This is a genomic window from Nonomuraea sp. NPDC050733, from assembly GCF_040654215.1.
In the GTDB taxonomy this organism is placed as follows: Bacteria; Actinomycetota; Actinomycetes; order Streptosporangiales; family Streptosporangiaceae; genus Nonomuraea.
In genome coordinates, this window is sequence record NZ_JBFAHO010000003.1 from 317,134 (window position 1) to 338,153 (window position 21,020).

The following is a 21,020-nucleotide window of genomic DNA, read 5'->3' on the forward strand; positions in this document are numbered from 1 at the left end:
GGAAGGTTTGAACCACACCTGTCCGGCGTGCTACCCATCGGCCCTGACTGCCGCTGCGATATCGCTCATGGCGCTGGTCACTGCGTCGGCTCCGGCCTGCGTGAGCGTCACGCCCTTGCCTGGCTCGTTGGCGTAGGCGATGCTGCGAGCTCCGGCGTTGATGGCGGCTTCCATGTCGAACCCCGAGTCCCCGATCAGTAGGGCCTCCTCCGGCCGCACAGCGGCTATCTCGCAGGCTCGCAGCACTGATCGTGGGTGGGGCTTCATCTCGTCGGGCCTCCCGATCGGGCGCCCAACGATCCCGGCCACGCTGCCATTCAGTCCGGCACCGCCGAGGAACCGCTCAATCGCGGGCCGTGAGTTGTTACTGACGACTATGACCGGTCGTCCTGTCTCGGCGCACGCGGCCAGCAGGTCCCGTACGCCAGGAGTGATCTCAGCCGACTCCACGGCTTCGGCCTCGTTCGCCACCAGCGCGGCCTCCACCTTGTCCACCAGCTCCGGCGCGAAATCCGCCGTACGCCGGAGAACCTTGAGCGGGTCGTCCAGCTCCACCACGTCACGGGGCAACTCGGCCCCCTCGTCCTGGAGCAGGCGCTTGAGCCGGGCCGCCACCTCAGGGGCCGGCAGACCAGCGAAGACCTTGCACACCGGCCCGTCGAAGTCGAGCAGCACGGCGCGCGTCTGACGGAAGATCTCGACCAGGGCAGCAGCACTCACAGCTCGACCTGTCGGCTGATCGTGCCCCACATGCTGTCGAACCACTGCCGGACCTGGGCCACGTACTGCGACTGCATGGACGAGTCGTCCTCGGTCACCTGGTAGTGGAACAGGACCGCGTCCTTGCCCATCACGTCGTACAGCTCGTGCGGCTCGCCCTTGATCCGCACCGTGTGCTTGACCACCGGGTAGAACCCGAAGAACACCTGATCCCGGTTGATCACGTAGAACTTGAACGCCGGCGTCGTCTGATGAACCCGCACCTCGACGGACGCGGTCTTCACCAACCCCAGATCCGCCAGCTCATGTACGGCATCGGCGATGGCCTGGGTGCTGCGCTGCTGGATCCGCAGGGCGCGTTCCCGGATCACCGGATCGTCCTCCAGGTCCTCGGCCCGGCACGGCAGCGACATCGGATGCCCCATGTCCGGCACCAGGATCCGGATCCCGATCGACTCCGGCGTAAGCCGCCCGAGCCGGATCTTGTCCAGCGGCTCCTGGAGCATGCCTTGCAGCGTCTCCCCCGAGAAGCCGGCGAAGTCGATGGACACGTTGCTCGCCTCGAAGGCGTGCTCGATGTGGGGCCGCAGCTCCACCGGCCGCTCCGTGCGCTCACGCACGAACACGCCGCTCCCCTGACGCGACACGATCAGGCCCTCATCCCGCAGGATCCGGATGGCCTGCTGCACGGTCATCCGCGCCACGCCGTACTGCTTGGCGAGTTCGGTCCCTGAGGGCAGCTTCTCCCCCGGCTCGAACTTCTTCGTCAGGATGGCCGCGCGCAGGGCGTTCGCCACCTGCTGATACGGCGGACGCGGGTCGTCAGGATCGAGACTCATCACGCAAACCAGTCTAGTTCTCCTAGGTCGCCTAGGCCAGTTCTTCCATGATGCTTGACATGGCTAGCCATGCTGGTCAACATGGAGCCATCGACAAGATGCCTAGCCAAGTTAGGCAACCTCGGAGGAGCTGGTTTCCATGCGCAACATCCCCGTCGACACCTCGGCCCTGGCGTTCACGGTCGCGGGCGAGCCCGAGCCCAAGATCGTGGACCGCGCCACCGGCGAGGTGAAGAGGGACGCGGAGGGTCGGGAGCTCTACACGATCCCGCTCCTCCCCAAGCCGAACGACGACCGGCGCAACCCCGTGATCGTGGTGACGTTCCCGAGCGAGACGTTCCCGCAGATCCCGGAGGGCGTGCAGGTCGTCCCCGTCGGCCTGGCCGCCTTCTACTGGCAGATGAACGGGCGCTCCGGCCTCGGCTTCCGCGCCGAGACCATCCGCCTGGCCCACGCCAAGGCGGCCTGACTCCGGGTCCGCGAAGTTCATGCCCCTGGAGCGGGCGCATCGCCTGGCAGCTACCGCCCGCTCCGGGGCCTTCCTCTCGCATGCACGAAAGGACTGTCCCGATTATGTCCGACCACATGGTCTGGCTCGTGCTCGGCGCGGCCTCGCTCGTCTCGGCCCTGTGCGCCTGGCGCCTACTTCACCCGGTCTCGTTCTGGTACGGCCTCGGCTTCCCGCTCAAAGTGCTGAGCGTCTACTTCACCTGGGGCAACGTCGCCGCCGGCTGCGGACTGACGCGCAAGCGCCGTCGCCTGCGCTGGACGTTCGACGGCCTACCAGTCCTCGGCAATGCGACGATCACCGTCGCCTCCCTGTCCCACAAGCGCAAGCTACGGCGGGTTCCGATCGACAAGCCGCCCCGCCTCGGCATCGTCCGACCCTGCAAGCTCGGCTTCCGGCTGAACGTCCGGCTCATGGACGGCCAGACGCCCGAGGACTACAGCGCACGCCTGTCCAACCTCGCCCACGCCTGGCGTGTCCACTCAGTACGGCTGACTTCCTGGAAACCGGGCCGGGTGACCTTGTTGGCGACCACCGGCGACCCGCTCACCACGGTCAAGCTGCCGGTCCTGTCCGAGGGCCTGCTACGCGTCCGCGTCGGCGTCCTCGACACCGGTAGTCCGTGGGTGCTCGACTTCACCACCGTGCCGCACTGGCTGAACACCGGCGCGACTCAGTCCGGCAAGTCCACACTCGTCAACGCCCTGATCACCGGCCTGGCCTCCCAGCCCGTGGCGCTGGTCGGGTTCGACCTCAAGGGCGGCGTCGAGCTGACTCCGTACAGCAAACGTCTCACCGCGCTCGCCACCGAACGCCCCGAGTGCGCCGGCCTGCTGAACGACCTGATGACCGAGGTCAAGCGGCGCATGGCGCTCTGCCGCGCCCACACGGTACGCAACATCTGGAAGCTGCCGGAGGCCCTGCGCCCTATCCCGGTCGTGGTCCTGGTGGACGAGGTCGCCGAACTGTTCCTGATGGCGCACAAGGGTGAGAAGGACGAGATCGCGCAGACCGCGACGCAGCTCCTCCGGCTGGCCCAGCTTGGCCGGGCCTTCGGGGTCTACCTGTTCGTCTGCGGACAGCGGGTCGGCTCCGACCTCGGCCCCGGCGTCACGGCACTCCGGTCCCAGCTCTCCGGCCGCGTCTGCCATCGGGTGAACGACCCCGAGACCGCGAACATGACCCTCGGCGACGCCGACCCGGCCGCACTCATCGCCTCCCGCCAAATCCCGGCCAACATGCCCGGCACAGCCATCGTGATCGGCGAAGACGGCCGCTGGTACCGCGCCCGGTCGGTGTACGTCACCGAGGAAGAAGCCGAACGGGCCGCCGAGACGTACGCGGACCTGACGCCGACCTGGGCGGAGATCACCACCACGGTCGAACCGATCAGCGACGAAGAGCTGAACACCCTGCTCCCCGAGTCGGCACCCGCCTGACCCGGCGCACACAAACGGCCCCGGCCCGAGCCGAATCCGGCCACGTCCCTACCCGATCCATGCCTGAAACCGGAAGGAGGCCCGCGCCATGACCGAGACCCGGCCCGGCCGCGTCCGCGCCACGCTGCTGGACTCCGCGCCCGTCGTGGTCCTGGCCGTGATCGCCGCCGTGGGCTCGTTCACGCACATCGCCGAGCTGGCCGCCGAGCACGGTCAGCGCGGCTGGCAGTCCTGGGCGGTCGCGGTGTGCATCGACCTGATGTGCGTCATGGCCGCCCGGGAGCGCCAGCGCGACCGCCGCACCGGACGCCCTCGCCGCGGGATGGTCTCGTGGCCGGCACTCGTCCTGACCGGCGGCATCGTGCTCACCCTGGCCGCGAACCTGGCCCGCGCAGAGCCGTCCGCCTGGGGATGGGTGTGCGCGGCGACGCCCGCCGTGGCCTTCCTCGTGGCCGTCTCCATGCTGGAACGCCGCGCCTCACACGAGCCGACACCTGCACCGGCACCGGCAACCGCTCCCGAGAGCGACCCGGCTCCCGCACCGCTTCAGCCCGCCCCCGCAGAGCTGGAACTTCAGCCGGCCCCGTCGCCGGCCCTGCTCACCTACGCCCGACGCCTGGCCGACGAACACAGCTCCAAGCACGGTCGCCCCATCACAGCGGACCTGCTCCGCGCCCGCATGGGCATCTCCGGCGACCTCGCCACAGACCTCCTCCGCAAGATCACCGCCAATTCGAACTGAGAAAGGACTCGCGATGACCCGTCCCGCTCTTCCCCGCCTCATCGAGGCCGCCCGCGCCTGGGCACGCGGCTCGTACTCCACCGAAGCCGCAGTCGAGCTGCTGATCCAGCACGACGTCTGGCTGCGACGCAGCGACTTCCTCCGCATGGGAATCGAGTACGCCCCGGCGCACTACAGCGGCACCTCGTACGCCGTCTTCCGCTGGGACACCCTCCACAGCGGACTCATCAACGGCCTGCTCCCCTGCTGCAACTCCGAGGCCGCCGTCCTGCGCATCGCGCTCAGCCTCGCCGAGGGCCACCCCGTCGACCTCGGCCCGGCCATCGCGCGCCTGGACCGTACCAACCTCTCCCTCGTCCTGGCCGCCATCCGCCACGCCGGGGGCGACCGCTCCGCCTGGGTCATCGCGCCGTGATCCCCCGCCTGCGCTGCCCGTTCTGCTTCTGCTGCGCCCGCTACGGCTGCGAACTCGACGGCGACCCGGCCGAGTGCGACCGCCTGGACCCCGACGACGAGACGTCCTGCCCTTGCCCCGAACCGGAGGACGAGAGCCCGTGATCCACAACTACGCCTGCGCCACCTGCAACGGCACCGGCGTGGTCAACGACGACCACGACCTGACCCAAACGACCGCCACGTGCCTCGACTGCGACGGCACCGGCATCGACAACCGCGACTGATCGGCGACGCCACCACGGAGCGGCCCAAGCCGGCCAGCTCGCCGCTCCGCGGGGCGTCTCCCTTCGCTCACTCGCAAAGGACACCCAGTATGCGCCACCGGCCCATCACCGCAGACCACCCCGGCTCCAGGAAGGAGGACACGTGACCGAACAGCCCATCGTCATCGGCGACCTCGTCGGTCCCGTCATCCGAGACCTGGCCCGCCGCTCCGGCCGCGACCTGAACCGCTGGCTCCACCAGGTCGAACGGCTGCGCGGCTGCTCCGACCCGGTCCGCCTGGTCGGCGAGGTCTCCGCCCTCGACCCGGCCACCGGGGAACTGCTGCACCACTACACCACCGACCACGAGCCCCACGGACACCTGCTCGTCCGCTGCGGCAACCGACGCGCCTCCCGCTGCCCGGCCTGCGCCGAGACCTACCGCGCCGACACCTTCCACCTCATCCGCGCGGGCCTGCTCGGCGGAGACAAGGGCGTCCCGGCCACCGTGGGCAGCCACCCGCGCGTCCTGGCGACGCTGACCGCGCCAAGCTTCGGCCCCGTCCACCGCGGACCCGACAAGCACGGCCACTCAGACGTCTGCCACCCACGCCGCAACGGCCCGGCCTGCTTCACCCGCCATCCCGCCGACGACCGTCAGATCGGCCAACCACTCGACCCCGACACCTACGACTACGTCGGCCACGTCCTGTGGAACGCCCACGCCGGTGTCCTCTGGCACCGCTTCGGCATCTACCTCCGCCGGCACCTGGGCGCCGCGGCCGGACTCACCCGCGCCCAGTTCAGCCGCCAACTCCGGCTGTCCTTCGCCAAGGTCGCCGAGTACCAGGCACGCGGCATCGTCCACTTCCACGCCGTCGTCCGCCTCGACGGCCGCACACCGGACGGCGACATCACCGCCCCGCCGCCCTGGGCCACGGTCGACCTGCTCACCGACGCCATCCCACCCGCCGCAAGCCGCGTACGCATCGACTTGCCCGACCCGTACGGCAACGGCTCGCTCTCGCTCCGCTGGGGCGCCATCGACGTCCGCCCGATCCAGTCCAACACGGCAGACGACACCACGATCTCCGAAGCCGCCGTAGCGGGCTACGTCGCCAAGTACGCCACCAAAGCCGCCGAGACCTCCGGCACCCTCGACCGCCCGGTCCGACACCACGACCTCGCCCGCCTCGACCAGTACGGCGTCACCGACCACGCCGCCCGCCTGATCAGAACCGCCTGGGACCTCGGCAACCCCGAGACCCATCCCGACCTCGCCCCACTGCGGCTCCGCCGCTGGGCCCACATGCTCGGCTACCGCGGCCACTTCTCCACCAAGAGCCGCGCCTACTCCACCACGCTCACCGCCCTGCGCCGCGTCCGCCTGGACTACCGCCAGGCCCGCGACCACGACCGCCTCCCGTACGACCCGAGCAACGCCCTCGTCCTGGCCCGCTGGAAGTACGGCGGCCAGGGCTTCACCACCGGAGAATCCGCACTCGCAGCCGGTCTCTCCGCACGCGGCAAGGAAGAGGTGATCATCAATGGCTAGGACGCTCGACCGGGCTCCAGAGTCCGCCGCCGGAAGCCGGCCCCTGACCGTTGCCGAGTTCTGCACCGAACTCGGCATCTCCCGCAGCACCTTCTACGACTGGCGCGCCAAGCGCCGCGCCCCGAAGTGCATCACCCTGCCCAACGGCAGCCTCCGCATTCGCCGCGCCGAGTACGAACGCTGGCTCGCCTCCCGAGAGGAGACCTCCTGGTGAACAGCACCTATGACGTGCGCGTGTGGCACGTGCTCACCAACAAGAACAAGCGCGGGAACACGTACTCCGTGCGCTGGGTCACCGCCGGCAAGCCGTGGCGGGACACGTTCAAGACCCGCGCACTGGCCGAGAGCTTCCGCGCCGAACTCCTCACTGCGATCAGGAAAGGGAACGCGTTCGATCCGACCACAGGGCGCCCTGTGCAGCACGCGGGACAGCGAGCGCGCTCGGTCACCTGGTGGGCGCTGATGTGCGAGTACGTCGATCACCGTTGGGATGAGTCGGCACCCAACAGCCGCCGCACCACCGCCGACGCCCTGGCCACCGCGACGCTCTCACTGCTCCCCAACGGGGCCGGACCTGTCTCGAAGGGGGACATCAGGCGAGCGGTGGTCAAGTGGGCCGCCCACAAGCCGCGGCGCGCCTCCGGCGACGTGCCGAAGGACATCGCGCGTGCCGTCGCGTGGCTGGAGAAGAACACGGTGCCTGTGTCCTCGCTGGCCGACGAGGCGGTCGTCTTGAAGGTACTGAAGGGCATCTCGAAGACACTGGCGGGCACGACTGCGGCGGCCACCACGATTGCCCGCAAGCGCGCGGTGTTCTACAACGTCCTCGACTACGCGGTGAGGCCGGCGAAGCTCCTGACGAGCAATCCGCTGATCGGCGTGAAGTGGAAGACGCCGAAGATCAGCGAGGAGGTCTCTCCGAGACGGGTTATCAACCCACAGCAAGCCGAGGCATTGCTGGCCGCCGTCTCGAAGATCGCCCCGCGTCTCACCGCCTTCTTCGCAGTCATGTACTACTCCGCGCTGCGGCCGGCCGAAGCCGTGGACCTGACCCTCGATGAGGTCGATCTCCCTGAAACCGGGGACGACTGGGGCTGGTTCTTCCTCGGCGACTCCGCACCGGCCGTGGGCGCCGACTGGACGGGGAACGGCAAACGGCGGGAGTCGCGCGAGCTCAAGCACCGCGCCCGTCATGCGGTCCGGCGAGTGCCGATCCCTCCTCCGCTGGTCGCCCTTCTCCGGAGCCACCTCGCGGAGCACGGCGTGAGTCCGGATGGCCATCTCTTCATCGGGGAGCGCGGCGGACCTCTGTCGGAGAGTGTCTACGGCCGCCTCTGGCAGAAGGCACGCGCGTCGGCGCTGAGCAAGGCGGAGGCCGCCTCACCGCTCGCAGAACGGCCGTACGATCTCCGGCATGCCTGTGTGTCCACGTGGCTCAACGCGGGCGTTCCTGCGCCTCAGGTCGCGGAGTGGGCAGGGCACAGCGTGCACGTACTCCTACGGGTCTACGCCAAGTGCATCGTCGGGCAGGACGCCGTCGCCCGGAGGCTCATCTCCGACGCCCTGGCGCCCCTGCAGGAGGCCGACTGACGCCGACGCGGATACGACGCGAGCACCCGTAGAGCGCCGATGATGACCATGAACAGTCGGACACAACGAGAGAGGCCCCTCACCGTGTTTCCGCTGGTGAAGGGCCTCTTTCTGCTGGTGTGGCAGGTGCAAGGTTCGAACTTGCGTAGGCTGAGCCGACGGTTTTACAGACCGCTCCCTTTGGCCACTCGGGCAACCTGCCGTGTCTTCCGCTCTCGCGGCGACAGACAGAAGAATAGCGGACTTCCGGGGTGCACGTGACACCGGTTTGTACCGTCGGGGATCGCCGTCGCGGAGGCTGTGGGTGGTGGCAGGGTGGAGGGGTACGGGCCTGGTGGACTGCACTGCGGGCCGATGCTGGCTAGGCTCGTGCGCTGGGTCCGTGTTCACGGGGGCGCGATGCGTGGTCGGCGAGCCCTGAGACCGGGGCCGGACACCGCAGACATGCGTACGCAGCTGAGAGGATGTGCGTTTTGGCCGATTCGTCTTTCGACATCGTCAGCAAGATCGACCGCCAGGAGGTCGACAACGCGCTGAACCAGACGGTCAAGGAGATCGGGCACCGCTTCGACTTCAAGGGCACAGGGGCGAGCATCAGCTGGTCCGGGCAAGACAACATCGAGATCAAGGCCAACAGCGAGGAGCGGGCGAACGCCGCCCTCGACGTGTTCAAGGAGAAGGTGGTCAAGCGGGGTCTGTCGTTGAAGATCCTGGACGCGGGTGAGCCCAAGCTGTCGGGCAAGGAGTACCGCATGCTGGTCAGCCTCAAGGAGGGCATCGACCAGGAGAACGCGAAGAAGATCTCCAAGTTGATCCGCGACGAGGGGCCCAAGGGGATCAAGGCGCAGATCCAGGGCGAGGAGTTGCGGGTCAGCTCGAAGAAGAAGGATGACCTGCAGGACGTCATCTCCCTGCTCAAGGGCAAGGATCTCGACATCGCGCTGCAGTTCGTCAACTACCGGTAACAAGGGCCTGCTTCGGGGCTCTGAACTGGCGTTTCAGCCCTTCGGGGATCGCGGAGGGCACATCCGGGGCACACGGCCGAGTGCGCTGTCCACCAGGGCACGCGTCCTCTCCTGTGCCTCGGGCCACTCCCCACGTACGTGTTCAGCGTGACCATCGGCATGGAGTGGCCGAGGGCAAGCTGCACGGTCTTCACCGAGGCGCCCTTGTGGATCAGCAGCGTGGCGAAGTAGTGCCGCAGGCAATGGAGACCGGTCCTGGGCGGGAGGCCCGCCGCACAGGCAGCCGGCGCCCATATGTGCGACCAGGTAGCCCGGTGTACGGGAAGCAGCATGTTCGTGGTGATCAGCAGCTTGGTGACGCGACGGCTCATTAAGCGAGGCGGAGATCGGCCAGGTCCTCGATGGCGCCGAGGCGGAGGCATTCGGTGATGAGGCGTTTGGCGTGGTTGCGGAGGTCGAAGGCGCCGAGGTTGCCGAGGGGGGTTGATGCGGCGGTCCAGAGTGCCGACGCATTCGGCGGCTTTGGTGGCGAACTTGGCGATGTAGCCGGCGACGGCTTGTTCGTGAGGTCGCCGGCAGCCGAGGTCGGGCGTCAGGCCGAGCTTGGACGCTCGACGAGGTCCCGAGCCAGATCGAGCAGGTGGGGCAGACGAAGGGTTCGGCCGCCGCTTCCGGGTAGCGGAATGTGTAAGGGCTCGGTCCAGTGGGTGGGAATCGCAGCCGGTCCGTACACCGCTCCGGCCAGGCCGCCGGTGACCGCGGCGACGGTGTCGGTGTCGCCGCCCAGGTCGATAGCGGCGCGAATGGCGTCCTCATAATTGCGGGTGGTACGCAGCGCCCATACGGCTGAGCCCAGACAGGGCCAGACAGCGCCGTTGAACTCGGTGGCCTGGTCGGGATGCCAACCGGGGTCGAGGATGGCGGTATAGCGCTGACGATGGTCGGGATGGACAGCGGCGAGAGTTTGCGCGAGTTCGGCCAAGGGGTCCGCACCGTTCAGGGCGACGCGTATCAGGTCATGAAAGATCGCGGAGCCTTCCCAGGCCGCCGGGTCGCCGTGGGTGACGGCGGCGATATGCCGAGCTGCGTCCATGGTGGCCTGCCGCCCGTCGCGGGCGAAGTACACCGCCGAGGGGGTGGCGCGCATCAGCGCGCCGTTACCCGCGGCTCGGTTGCTGCTCCGGTAGTGGGCGGCGGCGGCCTGATCCCAGGGCAGGCCGCGGGTCAGTACGTCTTCGGTCTGCAGTCCGATGTCTTTAGGCTCATCGGCCGCCCATCGTTGGAAGCGGGCGAAGATGTCCGGCAGGTCCAAGCCGCCGTGCTCCAGCAGCGACTCAGCCACGTGAACGGCCATCTGCGTATCGTCGGTGGCCTCCCCGGCGTCCCAGCCGCCGCCCCCACTCATCTCACCGCCGGCACCCGGTACCGGAAAGCGGGAGGAGAACGCGCCAGCCGGGCCGAACTCGAACGGAGCACCCAGCGCGTCACCCACAGCCGAGCCGACGACAGCGCCAACGGCACGCTGCACAAGATTCACATCAACAGGCTACCCAGCCTTGCAGCGCTGCCGTCTGGTGCATCGAGGCGAGCTGATCGCGCCATTTGCGGGGGTGAATTTCTTGGGCGGCTGTTGGGCGGCGGCAGGGCGGGGTGGCAAGGCGTCGGAGGCGGCCGGCTCATCGGGGACGTCTGGGCGGAGGCGAAAGCCGGTGCCAAGGCTGCGATGAGCAGCGCGGCCGCTCCGATGCCTCCGCCTCTCGTAAGGGCTCCGGACCGGTTCAGTTGTCGGCGGGGAGGAATTCCGTTCCTGACGGGAGCGGGCTCCTCGGCATGACGTCATCTTTTCCGGCGCATAAGCTCGGGCGGCGTGACGATGATTCCCCTGCGGCGGTTCACCGCGCGCGTCCTGCCCATCGACGATCAGGATCGGGTGCTGCTGTTGTACGGGTTCGATCCAGCGCGACCCGGCGAGCGGTTCTGGTTCACGGTCGGCGGCGCGCTGGAGGGCGGGGAGACGCTCCAGCAGGCCGCCGCGCGGGAGTTGTACGAGGAGGTCGGCATCCGGGCCGAGGTTGGTGAGTTCACCGGTCCGTACGGCGCCGGCACGGTCGAGTTCAGCTTCGCCGAGTACGCCGTCACGCAGGACCAGACGTTCTTCGCGGTACGGATCGGCAAAGGTCGGGGCGGCGAAGGTCAGGGCGGCGAAGGTCAGGGCGGCGAGGGTCAGGCCGAGGTGTCGTTCGAGAACATGGAGGAGATCGAGAAGGCCACCACGGTCGGGCACCGGTGGTGGAGCGCCGAGGAACTGGAAGCCACGGACGAGATCGTCCATCCCGAGGACCTCGCGCGCGTCCTGCGGCGCGTCACTGCGGGCGGAGCACCCGCGTAGCCCCCGCGATGAGGGCGGTGGCCAGGATCCAGCCCGCGACGACCAGCCCGTACGCCAGCCCCTGCGTCCACCCCGCCGGGTCGAACATCTCCCTCTGCCCGAACGCCGGCAGCGGCAGCAGCAGGTCGAAGCTGTAGGCGAACGAGTCGAAGACAGGGGCTTCGTCCGGTTTGAGGGGGCGGGGCGGCTTGAGGCCGAAGGCGACCGTTCCGACCAGGAGCAGCAGCGCGAACCACACGCCGGCCAGCCAGGGGCGGTAGCCGTAGCCGACCGTGACGTCCAGCAGCCGGCCCCAAGCCCGGAGCCCGGGGCCCTGGGTGCGGCGCCGGGCGCGGAGCTTGGCGAGCTGGGCGCGGCGGGCGAGCCCGTCGTTGCCGTCGCGCAGGTACCAGGCGGCGAGCTGCTCGTATGGTTGAGGCCGGAAGCCCTCCGGGTCGCGGCCGGCCCAGTCGATGCGCCGTTCCACTCCCCGGCCGCGCAGCCGGTCGTAGATGAGGCCGTTGAGCCTCAGCTTCTCGGGCCAGGTGTCGGGGTCGTCCTGGAGGGTGCCGATGCGCGAGTGGGCGAGGGTGACCACCCCGTCGACGGGCTCGGTGGGCTTGAAGGAGAACTCGCGGACCTCCATGTGGCTGGCGTGCAGCGCGAACGCGGTGTCGGGGCTGCGGACGGCCCCGGCGAACGAAAGCCTGCCGTTGATCCGCGCCCCGCGCAGCCGGATGCAGCCCTGCGCCGTGAAACCCTCCGTGCAGTGCACGGTGCCCTCGACCACCATGTCGTCGGCCCTGATCGCGTACCCGCCGGGGTTGCGGACGGTCGTGCCCCCGAAGTTGAGGTCGCCGTTCATCCGGCTGCCCGCCAGGCGGACGCCGCCGGTGATGTCGGCGCCGCGGAAGGTCGCGCCGCTGTCCACGACCATGGATCCGGCGGACAGGGCCCACACGTCGTCGGCGGTCAGGCGGATGCCGCCCAGCCACAGCCCGCTCTCGAACACGGCACGGGCGAGGCGGACGGTCCCGGTGATGTTCGAGCCGGACAGGCTCAGGTGGCCGGCGACGCGCATGCCGCCGCCGCTGAAGCCCGGCAGCGTGCAGTCCGTCAGCCGTACGGTGCGGGTGGTGGTGGCGGTGAGGAGGACGGGTTCGTCCAGGTGGCAGCCGCTGAGCACCAGTTCGTGCTCGACCCGGCCGCCGAGGATGGACAGGGAGCCGGTGATCCTCGCCCCGCGTAAGCGCACGGCGGCCACGGAGCCGGGGGCGCCCTCGCGGGCGCCGAGCAGCAGGGACGTGATCACGCTGGCGCGGACCGTCCGGTCGGGGCCCCAGGTGTCGCCGTCCTTGGGGGCGTTCTGCCCGGCCACGGTGCCGTGGCCGGTGACGACCTGGGCGAGCTCCACGGTCTCCCCGGTGGGGAAGGCGTTCCACAGCTTACGCTCGGCCTCACTGAGGCGCGGAGATCGGCCCATAGGGATGATTATGTCTGTCGCAGGCGGGGGTCGAAGGCGTCGCCGAGAAGCGGGCGCCACCCACGCCTGGCCCTCCAGCGCGGCAACGTGGGCCCTAACGCCGGTAACCCGCCATGCGCTCCAGCCGGGCGACACGCTCCGACGTGGGCGGGTGGGTGGAGAACAGCCTCCCGAAGCCCGAGCCGCTGAAGGGATTGGCGATCATCATGTGGGAGGCCGAGGTGAGGCGGCTGTTCTCGGGCAGAGGCAGGCGCCGGGCGCCCATCTCGATCTTGCGGAGGGCCGAGGCCAAGGCCAGCGGGTCGCCCGTGAGCCGGGCCCCCGCCTCGTCCGCCTGGAACTCCCGCGTGCGGGAGATCGCCATCTGCACCATGCCCGCCGCCACCGGCCCCAGCACCATCATCAGCAGCGCACCCACGAACCCCGGCCCCTCGTCGTCGTCCGAGCCGCCGAAGAACACCGCCACATAACTCAACCACGTGATCATCGTGGCCAGTGCCCCCGCCACGGACGACACCAGGATGTCGCGGTTGTACACATGCGACAGCTCATGCCCGATCACACCGCGCAGCTCCCGCTCGTCCAGCAGCCGCGTCAGCCCGTGCGTCACACAGACCGCCGCCCGGCGCGGGCTCCGGCCGGTGGCGAACGCGTTCGGCTGCACCGTAGGAGACACGTACAGGCGCGGCATCGGCTGGCGGGCCTCGGTGGAGAGCTCACGGACGATGCGGTACAGGGTGGGATGCTCCACCTCGCTCACCGGCCGCGCCCGCATGGCGGACAGGGCGATGCGGTCGGAGAAGAAGTAGGCGAAACCGTTGGTCGCCACAGCCAGCACGAGCGCCATCCGCAGGCCGGTGCCACCGCCCAGCCACGCACCCAGGGTGAGGATCAGCGCCGACATCCCACCGAGCAGGACAGCGGTACGCAGGCCGTTGTGGTGCAAGGGTCCCTCCCTTCGTGGTGCGGGTTCACCTGCTCCAACGACTGTGCCGGGGTCCATCGTTCCCCGGTGTGTGCGAGCGTTGTCGCAGAGCGACGGCAGCCGCAGGTCAGCGTGCCGCGGGGAGGTACATGTGGATGGTGGTGCCGGAGCCCGGCCGTGAGGTGAGCGTGGTCCGGCCGCCGGCCTCCTCGACCGTGCCGCGGGCGGTGGGCAGGCCAAGACCCGTGCCCTGCTCCCGGGTGGTGAAGAACGGCTCGAAGGCATGCTCGGCCACCTCTGCGGGCATGCCGTGGCCGGTGTCGGAGACGGTGAGCCGGACGCCGCCGTCGCCGGCCCGGGCCGTCTCGATGGTCAGGCGCCCCCCGTCGGGCATCGCGGCCAGCGCGTTGACCAGCACGTTGATGAGGGCGTGCGCCAGCGCGGCCCGGTCGATGCCGACGGCGGGGAGGCCCGGAGCCAGCCGGGTGACGAGGTCGACGCCGGCACTGAGGATGGGTCGCAGCAGCCCGGCCGTCTCCTCGACGACCGTGTTCAGCTCGACCGGCTCCGGCCGGTCCGCCTGGCCGGGAACCAGCAGGCGGCGGGCCAGGGCCTCCCCCTGCCCGGCCGCCTGCTGGATCCGCTCGACGCCGGCGCGGCCGGGAGCGTCCGCCGGGAGCATGTCGAGGGCCAGCTCGGCGTGCCCCAGGATCACCCCGAACAGGTTGCTGACGTCGTGCGCGAGGCCGCCGGCCAGCCGGTCGAGGCAGCTGAGCCGGTGCCGGCACTCCGCCTCGCGCAGCTCCCGCCGCACGACGGGAGCCAGCCGGGAGAGCCGGTCCTTGCACACGAAGTCCCGGGCGCCGGCCCGCATGAGCGCCACCGCGCGCTCGTCGCCGACCGGCCCGGAGACCAGGACGAACGGGACGTCGAGCCCGGCCTCGTGCAGCAGCCGGAGCACGTCGTGCGCGGTGAGGCACGGCATCCGGTAGTCGGAGAAGACGATGTCCGGCGGGCGCAGCCGTAGCGCCGTGGCCACCGACTCGGCGTCCTCCACCCGCTCGTGGGTCGCCTCCACCCCCTCCTCCAGGAGGCAGGAGACGATCCGCAGCGCGTCGTCCTCCTCCACCTCGCACATCAGGATGTGGATCGGGACGACCATGTCCGTCAGCCTCCGAACCGGTAGCCCACACCGTGGACCGTGCGCACCCACCGGCCGGAGCGGGCGTCGTCGCCCAGTTTGCGGCGCAGGTTGGCGATGTGGACGTCGATCACATGGTCGTTGCCCGGCCAGTCGGTGCGCCAGATCCTCCGGGTCAGCGTCTCCCGCGCCCACACCCGCCTCGGGTTGGAGGCGAGCAGCACGAGCAGGTCGAACTCGATCCGGGTCAGCGGCACGGGCCGCCCCGCCAGACGCGCCTCGCGGCTCTCCTCGTCCACGACCAGGTCACCGTACGTGAGGATCCTCGGCCGCTCCCCGGCCTCCCGCAGGTGGCCCCGGCGGGGCCGCCGGAACATCGCCGCGACCCGGGCCCGCAGCTCGCGGGGCGAGAACGGCTTCGTCATGTAGTCGTCGGCGCCCACCTCCAGGCCGATGAGCCGGTCGGCCTCCTCCGTGCGCCCCGACAGCATGATCACGTACGCGCTCGTCATGCCGCGCAGCCGCCGGCACACCTCGATCCCGTCCATGTCCGGCAGCATGAGGTCGAGCGTCACCAGGTCGGGGCGCCTCTCGGCGACCAGGTCGAGCCCTTCCGCGGCGGTCGCCGCCTCCGACACCTCGAACCCGGCCATCCCCAGGACCTCGCACAACAGCCGGCGCATCTCCGCGGTGTCCTCGATGACCAGCGCCTCCGGGCGTTCCACCACGCCATCACCTCAAGTCAGCGACCGATCGCCGGCGGCCTCGCGGTCGTGATCGGTCGCACGACCGTCGGCCCGGCGATCCCTCCCCTCCAGACCTACCGCCCCACGGTGCCGTGAAACCGCCCGGAGGCCGCTCTGACGTGCAGGTCCGTGAACTGGGTCGTCGCGTCCTCGTTGTAGAGACCGGCGTGGCCGCCCAGGTAGGGCCGCTCCTGGTCCCGGAACCGGATCAGGTGGTGGCCGTCCACGGCCACGGTCATCGTGTCGGCCACCTGGTGGACGTCGATCGTGTGCCACACGCCGAGCGCGTAGGAGCCGTGGCCCGTGGCGAGGTAGCGCTGGTTGCCCGGGTAGCCGGGGGTCACCTTGCCGAGCTCCCAGCCGTCCGGCTTGGGGACGAGGTAGTAGAAGTGGTTGTCGTCGGTGTAGTGCCACACGACCCAGGCGACCTCCCACGGGTTGGGCACGGGCCGCCTGAGCTGCCGCAGGGTCACGGCCCGTACGCGGAGCCGGACGTCCGCGTGGCGCCGGGTGGTCAGGGCCAGCGCGGCGTGCGTCTCGGCGGAGGCTCGGGCCGGCCGCGGTGACAGCCACCACACCCACCGCCCGCCGTCCTGGAACGTGCACGCCCTGCCGTACCCGTCGTAGACCAGGCGCAGCCCCGCCCGTACCGTGTCCTCGGCCCAAGGGGCACACGACGCGGGAGGGGCCGGCGCCACCGGGAGGGCGAGCAGCGCGACGGCGGCCAGCGCGTGCGGCCGGGCCGCTCTCATGCCCGCCCCGGCGACGGGTCGGCGACCCGTTCGGTCTTCAGCCAGGCCCGCCGGCCGCGCGCCGCGCGCCACAGCCCCCGCCAGGCCGCCGGCAGCCAGACCAGGTTGTAGACCACGAAGAGGTGGCCGTGGAGGAGCCCGCGCACCCAGCCCATGTCACCGCAGGCCCGCGCGTAGAGCGGGCCGACCAGGAAGGCCACGCCGAACGTCAGCACGTACCACGACACGATCGGCAGCGGCTGGAGAAGCTGCTCGCGCGCCACCGACGAGAACGTCACCCCCGTCAGCGAGGCCACCAGCGAGAGCGTCATGAACGAGCCCACGAAGATGAGCAACGGGCTGAGGAGGACGCTCAGCAGGTCCACCGCCACCCGACCGGACGTCCCCTCGACCACCGGCCGCACGAGCCGCAGCGCCTGAAGATGCCCCTGGAACCAGCGTGAGCGCTGCCGCACCAGGGCGCGCAGCGTGACCACACCCTGCTGGCGCACGGTCGCGTCCGGCACCCAGGCGGTACGCCACCCGGACAGCACCATCCGCACTCCCAGGTCGAGGTCCTCGGTCAGGCTCCGCGACCACGGGTCGTCACCCAAGTCGAGCAGCGCGCTGAGCCGCATGACCTGGCCGTTGCCGCCGAGCCCCGCCGAGCCGATGCGGCTGCGGGTGCGCTGGAACATCCGGGTGTAGACCACGAACTCCATGTCCTGCATCCGCGCCAGCAGGCTCTGCTTCCGGTTGGCGATCCGCACGCCGACCTGAACGGCGCCGATCCGGGGATCGCCGAAGTACGGCAGCACCGCGTCGATGCTGCGAGGGTCGAGGCGGCCGTCGGCGTCCATGAGGCAGATCAGGACCCGGTCCGCGTCGCGGCGGGCCGCCGGCAGCTCCTCCAGCAGGTGTCGCATGGCGTAGTTGAGCGCGTGCCCCTTGCCCTGGCGGGCGTTCGGCGGTTCGCGCCTGAGCAGGTGGACGCCCGGGTGGGCCACCTGGCCGACGACCTCCGCCGTGCCGTCGTCGGAGCCGTCGTCCACCACCAGGACGTGGCCGTCCGGCAGGTGGCCCAGCGTGGTGGCGATGACCCGCGCCTCGTTCAGGCAGGGCACGACGAACACAACGGTGAACCCGTCACCGCTCCCGTCCGGGCGCTCCGTGCTGCCCGCCGACTCCAGGTACATCCCCAGCGTGTAGGTGAAGACCAGCAGCACGGCCGAGAGCGCGCACAGCATCAGCACGGTGGTCATCAGCGCCTCCGGTGGGCGGCGATCACGAGGGCGACGAAGGTGACGACGTACAGCACGAACAGCAGCCCGGCCACGGCCAGCGCGAGCCGGGCCAGGGCGAACGCCGTGCCGCCGACGTCCACGGCCCGCACGACCCACGAGGCGGTGGCTTCGCTCATGGTCGCTCCTCTCTCCTGGTTCTTCTGAGCCTGTGTCACAGCTCGCAGGGGGCCACGAAGCGGTACCCCATCGACTGCATCCGCCGCACGATGTCCTCCAGCCGGTCGGTGTCGAGGAATGGGTGGTAGAAGAAGCCCGCGACGTTGTCACGCACCACGAGCTGCGCGCGGGCGTGGTCCACGATCGCCTGGGGGGTGCCCTCATCGGGGCTGGACGGGCGCAGCTCCACCATGCCGAGACTTTCGGGGATGACGACGCTGCCGTAGACATCACGGATCACGTACGGGGCGAGCTGCTCGTCCATGTACAGCGTGACGGGTGAGTGGCGCTCCCAGCCTGGGACGAAGTACGAGCCTCGGTCGTAGCGGGCGGCGAACCGCTGTGCGACGACGCGGTAGTCGGTGGGCGAGGCGGCGTAGTGCGGGAATTCGAAGACGCGCGGCACGGGCAGGTGAGCAGCCCGGACCTCGGCGATCGCCGCGTCGAGGCGGTGCTCGACCCAGGCTGCCGAGTCGCCGCGGATGGTCCCGTCGTAGACGAGCTGCCCCTGGGCGCCGAAGTGGGTGCGGAAGAACTCGAAGTCCTGCCCGCTCTCCCCGTTCGTGGGGTTGGGCGGGCCGTCCGACTGGTGCGTGTAGCCGTGCAGGACCATCGTGCCACCGCTCTCCAGCAGGTGGACCAGCGCCCTCACCAGCTCCGGCCGGTCCCGCAGCCGGATCGTCGCCCGGTCCGGGCCGTCCCGCAGCGGGCCGCGGTAGACGGGGACGACGCCGAAACTGAACGGGACATGCAGGCGGTGCAGCGCGTCGCCCGCCGCGCGGATGGCCTCCGGGTCGGACTGCGGCCCGAGGTCCTCCAGGCGGACCAGCGCCCGGTGGCGGGCCGGCGTGCCGGGGGCGAGCAGGTCGAACAGCAGGTCGGAGACGGCCAGCAAGCGGTCGTCGTCGGAGTCGGCGTTCAGCGCCACCTCGGTGACGTAGGTGAGGTTCGCGGACCTGACGGCCCACGGGGTCGTCCTCCGGGTGTCCGTGACGGCCGCGGCCAGCACCCGGGCTCGCCGGGGATCCACGACGGTGAACGTGCCGATGGGGCCGTGGGCGGGGTCGCGGCTCAGCAGTGCCCCCTTGTAGCGGACACCGGTGACGCCCTCCAGTCCCTCCCCCTGGCCCGTCACAGGGACCGGTCCGGGCGGCCGGCCCGCCGGTGCCCGGTGGGGAACGAGGCCGGAGCCGTCCCATCGCCAGCCGTACCGTTTCACGAAGTCGTCCGCCGTGGTCAGCGAGCCGATGTTGCCGCCCAGCCACAGGACAGGACGGCGGGCGGCGAGCACGTCGCGGCGCAGGCCCTCCGGGAGCCGCTGCACGGGGGACGTGCCCACGTACACCAGAGCCGGATGACGGCTCAGCATGCCGGCTCGGTAGGCGCTCGTCGGCACGACCCGTACCTCCCCGAAGTGCGACACGAGGTTGACGGCCCGGGTGGCGTGCATCCGGTACGCCGCCGGACCGCCGGCGTCGTCCACGACGACCAACGTGGCCGCCGGAGCCGCGTGCCCCGCGCCGCCGTGCGCCGCCGCCGGACTCGTCGCGGACCTGGCGGGCGTACGAGGACCGTCCGTGCTGCACGCCGGCCACGAACGCGGGGCGGGCAACGGGACCGGCTCCTTCTTGGAGAAGAGCCCCAGGCTCGCCGCCGACACGACGAGGGCGCTCAGCAGCAGAGCACCCAGCCACCTCAGGCCGGCGTGCTCCCGGAGCCCGCTCTCGCGCCTGCCACCGCTCACGGCCCGCCCACCGATCTCAAGGGCATCGGCGGCCAGTCGCTGCCGGAGGCGCCGCAGCCGGAGGCGTCGGCTCGCGCGGCCTGTCTGGGCAGCAGACGGCCCTGAATGCCAGCATCTGGACCGCTATCGACGGAAAAGTCGATATCTGGAGTCGGGTGGAAGGGTGCCGGGCGCGGCCCAAGCCCGAAGAGGTGGGCCAGCGCCGCCAGCACCCTCTCGGTGGCCCGCCCGTCGCCGTAGGGATTGAGCGCCCCGGCCATGCGCCGGTACTCCTCAGGGGAGCGCAGCAGGGCGCTCACCCCTGCCACGATGCCGTCCTCGCCGGTCCCCACCAGCCGCGCCGCTCCGGCGCGCACCGCCTCGGGCCGTTCCGTGGTGTCGCGCATCACGAGCACCGGCTTGTCCAGGCTGGGCGCCTCCTCCTGGATCCCGCCGCTGTCGGTCAGGACGAGGTACGAGCGGCGCAGCAGGCGGGCGAAGTCGCCGTAGTGCAGCGGCTCCGTGACGGTGATGTTCGGGTGCCGGCTGAGCCGCGGAAGCAGCGTGCGCCGCAACTCCGGGTTGGGGTGCATCGGGAACACGATGTGCACGTCCCGCTCCCGCGCCGCCAGCCTCGACAGCGCCCGGCCGATGCCCTCCATCCCGCGTCCCCAGGACTCCCGGCGATGCGCGGTGACCACGATCACGCGCCGGCCGTCCCGCTCCAGGGCGGCCAACCGCCGGTCCCGGTAACCGTGCCATGCTCGGCAACTCCTCAGCAGGGCGTCGATCACCGTGTTCCCGGTGACGAAGATTGATTCGGGGGCCACTCCCTCGCCGATGAGGTTGCGCGCAGTGCCGACGGTCGGCGCCAGGTGGAGGGTGGCGATGCGGCTGGTCATGCTGCGGTTCGCCTCCTCGGGGAACGGCGAGAACAGATCGCCGCTGCGCAGTCCGGCCTCCAGATGCACGACCGGTACCCGGTGATAGAAGGCCGCCAGCGCGCCCGCCAGCGTCGTGGTCGTGTCGCCCTGCACGACCACCACGTCGGGACGCTCCGCAGCCATCAACGTGTCCAGCCCGGACACCGCCCGGCTCGTCAACTCGGCCAGGGTCTGCCCCGGCCGCATCAGGCCAAGGTCGACGTCAGGCTTGACCCCGAACGTCTCGTGCACCTGGTCGAGCAGCTCCCGATGCTGCCCCGTGACCACGACGACCGGCTCGAAGAGCGCCGCGTCCGCCAGTCCGGCGACCAGCGGCGCAACCTTGATCGCCTCCGGGCGAGTGCCGTAGACCACCATGACGCGCCGCATGCCTACCCCCGCACACCCCGCTCCGCCGAGCACACCTGCCGTCGCCACCCACTCCTCAGCTCCCAGGCCGGCCCCGGTGTAGCAAATATGGTCAAACAACGCATACAACGACG

Annotated in this window: 24 protein-coding genes and 1 tRNA gene; 11 read left to right on the forward strand and 14 right to left on the reverse strand. The window is 70.5% G+C overall.

Annotated features, from left to right (window positions below):
* Positions 1 to 30: 30 nt before the first annotated feature.
* A complete protein-coding gene (locus tag AB0H64_RS08240) occupies positions 31 to 720 on the reverse strand; it encodes an HAD family hydrolase (protein WP_357621510.1) in 690 nt (229 codons plus the stop codon).
* On the reverse strand, positions 717 to 1,559 hold the full coding sequence (locus tag AB0H64_RS08245) for a GntR family transcriptional regulator (RefSeq protein WP_357621513.1): 843 nt from the start codon (positions 1,557 to 1,559) through the stop codon (positions 717 to 719). Before AB0H64_RS08245 ends, AB0H64_RS08240 begins: the two co-directional genes overlap by 4 nt.
* Positions 1,560 to 1,698: 139 nt before the next feature.
* On the opposite strand from AB0H64_RS08245, the gene AB0H64_RS08250 reads away from it, so the two are divergent.
* The 9 genes from AB0H64_RS08250 to AB0H64_RS08290 all read left to right on the forward strand — a co-directional run bounded on the left by AB0H64_RS08250 (position 1,699) and on the right by AB0H64_RS08290 (position 8,052).
* Complete coding sequence (locus AB0H64_RS08250) at positions 1,699 to 2,028, forward strand: hypothetical protein (protein WP_357621515.1); 330 nt, start codon at positions 1,699 to 1,701, stop codon at positions 2,026 to 2,028.
* A 104-nt stretch (positions 2,029 to 2,132) separates the two neighbouring features.
* Entirely contained in the window at positions 2,133 to 3,506 is a 1,374-nt protein-coding gene (locus tag AB0H64_RS08255; RefSeq protein WP_357621518.1) for an FtsK/SpoIIIE domain-containing protein, read from the forward strand.
* An 88-nt stretch (positions 3,507 to 3,594) separates the two neighbouring features.
* A complete protein-coding gene (locus tag AB0H64_RS08260) occupies positions 3,595 to 4,248 on the forward strand; it encodes a DUF2637 domain-containing protein (RefSeq protein ID WP_357621520.1) in 654 nt (217 codons plus the stop codon).
* 13 nt (positions 4,249 to 4,261) lie between these two features.
* Positions 4,262 to 4,663: a hypothetical protein gene (locus AB0H64_RS08265; protein ID WP_357621523.1), complete on the forward strand. Its 402-nt coding sequence runs from the start codon at positions 4,262 to 4,264 to the stop codon at positions 4,661 to 4,663.
* The gene (locus AB0H64_RS08270) at positions 4,660 to 4,806 is read left to right on the forward strand and encodes a hypothetical protein (RefSeq protein ID WP_357621525.1); all 147 of its coding nucleotides are present in this window, start codon (positions 4,660 to 4,662) and stop codon (positions 4,804 to 4,806) included. Before AB0H64_RS08265 ends, AB0H64_RS08270 begins: the two co-directional genes overlap by 4 nt.
* A complete protein-coding gene (locus AB0H64_RS08275) occupies positions 4,803 to 4,928 on the forward strand; it encodes a hypothetical protein (RefSeq protein WP_357621528.1) in 126 nt (41 codons plus the stop codon). The genes AB0H64_RS08270 and AB0H64_RS08275 overlap by 4 nt, the downstream gene beginning before the upstream one ends.
* A gap of 142 nt (positions 4,929 to 5,070) precedes the next feature.
* Positions 5,071 to 6,462, forward strand: a complete 1,392-nt coding sequence (locus AB0H64_RS08280; RefSeq protein ID WP_357621531.1) for a replication initiator — start codon at positions 5,071 to 5,073, stop codon at positions 6,460 to 6,462.
* Positions 6,455 to 6,676, forward strand: coding sequence for a helix-turn-helix domain-containing protein (locus tag AB0H64_RS08285; protein ID WP_357621534.1), 222 nt, complete (start codon positions 6,455 to 6,457; stop codon positions 6,674 to 6,676). The genes AB0H64_RS08280 and AB0H64_RS08285 overlap by 8 nt, the downstream gene beginning before the upstream one ends.
* Before the next feature lie 20 nt (positions 6,677 to 6,696).
* The gene (locus tag AB0H64_RS08290; protein WP_357621537.1) at positions 6,697 to 8,052 is read left to right on the forward strand and encodes a tyrosine-type recombinase/integrase; all 1,356 of its coding nucleotides are present in this window, start codon (positions 6,697 to 6,699) and stop codon (positions 8,050 to 8,052) included.
* Between the two features lie 120 nt (positions 8,053 to 8,172).
* Here the strand turns inward: AB0H64_RS08290 and AB0H64_RS08295 are convergent.
* A tRNA-Tyr gene (locus tag AB0H64_RS08295) sits at positions 8,173 to 8,254 on the reverse strand.
* A 262-nt stretch (positions 8,255 to 8,516) separates the two neighbouring features.
* Between AB0H64_RS08295 and AB0H64_RS08300 the strand changes: the two genes are divergently transcribed.
* Entirely contained in the window at positions 8,517 to 9,017 is a 501-nt protein-coding gene (locus AB0H64_RS08300) for a YajQ family cyclic di-GMP-binding protein (protein ID WP_310707134.1), read from the forward strand.
* Here AB0H64_RS08300 and AB0H64_RS08305 read toward each other — a convergent pair.
* Together AB0H64_RS08305 and AB0H64_RS08310 are read right to left on the reverse strand one after the other, a co-directional pair.
* A complete protein-coding gene (locus AB0H64_RS08305) occupies positions 9,008 to 9,439 on the reverse strand; it encodes a tyrosine-type recombinase/integrase (protein WP_357621539.1) in 432 nt (143 codons plus the stop codon). The two genes, AB0H64_RS08300 and AB0H64_RS08305, sit on opposite strands and share 10 nt — an antisense overlap.
* A gap of 170 nt (positions 9,440 to 9,609) precedes the next feature.
* Positions 9,610 to 10,554, reverse strand: a complete 945-nt coding sequence (locus tag AB0H64_RS08310; protein ID WP_357621541.1) for an ADP-ribosylglycohydrolase family protein — start codon at positions 10,552 to 10,554, stop codon at positions 9,610 to 9,612.
* 336 nt (positions 10,555 to 10,890) lie between these two features.
* Here AB0H64_RS08310 and AB0H64_RS08315 point away from each other — a divergent pair, with 336 nt between their 5' ends.
* Positions 10,891 to 11,406: an NUDIX domain-containing protein gene (locus AB0H64_RS08315; RefSeq protein ID WP_357622166.1), complete on the forward strand. Its 516-nt coding sequence runs from the start codon at positions 10,891 to 10,893 to the stop codon at positions 11,404 to 11,406.
* On the opposite strand, the gene AB0H64_RS08320 is transcribed toward AB0H64_RS08315, so the two are convergent.
* From AB0H64_RS08320 to wecB, 9 genes are all read right to left on the reverse strand, one after another.
* Positions 11,381 to 12,868 (reverse strand): hypothetical protein, encoded by a 1,488-nt coding sequence (locus AB0H64_RS08320; protein WP_357621543.1) that lies wholly within the window; start codon positions 12,866 to 12,868, stop codon positions 11,381 to 11,383. The genes AB0H64_RS08315 and AB0H64_RS08320 overlap by 26 nt on opposite strands.
* Positions 12,869 to 12,962: 94 nt before the next feature.
* Positions 12,963 to 13,814, reverse strand: coding sequence for a zinc metalloprotease HtpX (gene htpX / locus AB0H64_RS08325; RefSeq protein ID WP_357621546.1), 852 nt, complete (start codon positions 13,812 to 13,814; stop codon positions 12,963 to 12,965).
* A 106-nt stretch (positions 13,815 to 13,920) separates the two neighbouring features.
* Complete coding sequence (locus AB0H64_RS08330) at positions 13,921 to 14,955, reverse strand: ATP-binding protein (protein WP_357621548.1); 1,035 nt, start codon at positions 14,953 to 14,955, stop codon at positions 13,921 to 13,923.
* A gap of 5 nt (positions 14,956 to 14,960) precedes the next feature.
* Positions 14,961 to 15,662 (reverse strand): response regulator transcription factor, encoded by a 702-nt coding sequence (locus AB0H64_RS08335; RefSeq protein ID WP_357621551.1) that lies wholly within the window; start codon positions 15,660 to 15,662, stop codon positions 14,961 to 14,963.
* Between the two features lie 92 nt (positions 15,663 to 15,754).
* A complete protein-coding gene (locus AB0H64_RS08340; RefSeq protein ID WP_357621553.1) occupies positions 15,755 to 16,432 on the reverse strand; it encodes a hypothetical protein in 678 nt (225 codons plus the stop codon).
* Positions 16,429 to 17,673: a glycosyltransferase family 2 protein gene (locus AB0H64_RS08345; protein ID WP_357621556.1), complete on the reverse strand. Its 1,245-nt coding sequence runs from the start codon at positions 17,671 to 17,673 to the stop codon at positions 16,429 to 16,431. Before AB0H64_RS08345 ends, AB0H64_RS08340 begins: the two co-directional genes overlap by 4 nt.
* Positions 17,673 to 17,831 carry a hypothetical protein gene (locus AB0H64_RS08350; protein WP_357621558.1) on the reverse strand — a complete coding sequence of 53 codons (159 nt, stop codon included), beginning with the start codon at positions 17,829 to 17,831 and terminating at the stop codon, positions 17,673 to 17,675. Before AB0H64_RS08350 ends, AB0H64_RS08345 begins: the two co-directional genes overlap by 1 nt.
* A gap of 35 nt (positions 17,832 to 17,866) precedes the next feature.
* The gene (locus AB0H64_RS08355) at positions 17,867 to 19,615 is read right to left on the reverse strand and encodes a DUF2334 domain-containing protein (RefSeq protein ID WP_357621561.1); all 1,749 of its coding nucleotides are present in this window, start codon (positions 19,613 to 19,615) and stop codon (positions 17,867 to 17,869) included.
* The gene (gene wecB, locus AB0H64_RS08360; RefSeq protein WP_357621564.1) at positions 19,612 to 20,907 is read right to left on the reverse strand and encodes a UDP-N-acetylglucosamine 2-epimerase (non-hydrolyzing); all 1,296 of its coding nucleotides are present in this window, start codon (positions 20,905 to 20,907) and stop codon (positions 19,612 to 19,614) included. The genes AB0H64_RS08355 and wecB overlap by 4 nt, the downstream gene beginning before the upstream one ends.
* Positions 20,908 to 21,020 lie beyond the last annotated feature (113 nt).